The organism is Bradyrhizobium sp. UFLA06-06 (assembly GCF_054820065.1).
In genome coordinates this window covers 1-1,422 of the sequence record NZ_JADFUD010000154.1, presented here as the reverse complement: position 1 = coordinate 1,422, position 1,422 = coordinate 1, and the positions used below count along the sequence as shown (strand labels likewise).

Annotated in this window: 1 protein-coding gene and 1 pseudogene; both read left to right on the top strand. The window is 62.7% G+C overall.

Annotation, left to right across the window (positions count from 1 at the left end; translation table 11 throughout):
- Window positions 1–484: pseudogene (locus IF803_RS42435) on the top strand (IS21 family transposase); the annotation flags it as partial.
- Window positions 481–1,290 (top strand): IS21-like element ISBj11 family helper ATPase IstB, encoded by an 810-nt coding sequence (istB, locus tag IF803_RS42430; RefSeq protein WP_016842034.1) that lies wholly within the window; start codon window positions 481–483, stop codon window positions 1,288–1,290. The pseudogene IF803_RS42435 and the gene istB, both read left to right, overlap by 4 nt.
- The last annotated feature ends 132 nt before the right edge of the window (window positions 1,291–1,422 follow it).

Here is a 1,422-nt window from a genome sequence, read left to right as displayed (position 1 = left end):
GCTGCGGGTGCGCCTGTATGACGATCACCTCGACGTGTTTGTCGGCGGCACGCATCTCCTCACCTTGCCGCGCGGGCGGCCGCATCCCAATGGCAAGCACGATCAGGTCGTCGATTATCGGCACGTGATCCATTCCTTGCGGCGCAAGCCGATGGCGCTCCTCAACCTGGTCTACCGCGACCAGCTGTTCCCCCGGGAAGCTTACCGCCGAGCCTTCGACGTCTTGCGCAAACGCTTACCGGACAAGAAGGCCTGCCGGATCATGGTCGATCTCCTCGCACTCGCCCATGAGCGCGGTTGCGAGGCCGAACTCGCCGATCAGCTCACGGCCGACCTGAACGACGGCCGGCTGCCCGACCTCAACCGGCTACGTACTCACTTCGCCCCGGATCCCGCCCAGATGCCGAACGTCGTGGTGCGCCTCGCACCGCTCGCCACCTATGAATGCCTCATCGGTACTGCCGAGATCGGAGGTGCCGCATGAGCACAACCAACGTAGTCGACACCGCGCGCCTCAATCTGTTGCTCAACGAGCTGCGGCTGCCCGCCATCAAGGTGCTGTGGCCGCAATTTGCCGAGCAGTCCGATAAGGAAGGCTGGCCGGCGGCGCGCTTCCTCGCCACCATTGCAGAGCACGAGATCGCTGAACGCAGCCGTCGCCGCATCGAGCGCCATCTCGTCGAGGCGCGGCTGCCCACCGGAAAGACCTTTGACAGCTTCGACTTCGAAGCCGTACCGATGATCTCCAAGGCGCAAATGACCGCGCTCGCCGCCGGCGACGGCTGGTTGAACAAGGGCGCCAATCTGCTGCTGTTTGGTCCGCCCGGTGGCGGCAAGAGTCACTTGGCAGCAGCAATCGGCTTGGCTCTCATCGAGAACGGATGGCGCGTCCTCTTCACCCGCACCACCGATCTCGTGCAGAAGCTCCAGGTGGCGCGCCGCGAACTCAACCTCGAGGGTGCCATCAACCGCCTCGATCGCTTCGATCTCGTTATCCTTGACGATCTTGCCTATGTCACCAAGGACCAGGCCGAGACCAGTGTGCTGTTCGAGCTCATCAGCGCACGCTACGAGCGACGCTCTTTGCTGATCACCGCCAATCAGCCCTTTGGAGAATGGAACAAGGTCTTTCCGGACCCAGCTATGACCCTCGCGGCGATCGATCGCCTTGTTCACCACGCCACCATCGTCGAGATGAACGTCGAGAGCTATCGCAGGCGGACTGCCCTCGAGCGAAAGCGTGGTCCAGGGCGGCCACCGGAGCACGCGACACAAAAAACGCTCGCTTGATTGACGCTCCGCGACAATCAAAGCAAACAAAACTCTTGCGCGCGACAATCATCGCGGCGATCATCATCGCGCCGCGACACTGACTCGCCATCCTGATCGCCGCGCTCTTCCGACCCAGATCGTCGCGCTATA

Coding starts and splice junctions, on each gene's coding strand:
- istB (WP_016842034.1), top strand. CDS start 481: ATGAGCACAACCAACGTAGTCGACACCGCGCGCCTCAATCTGTTGCTC.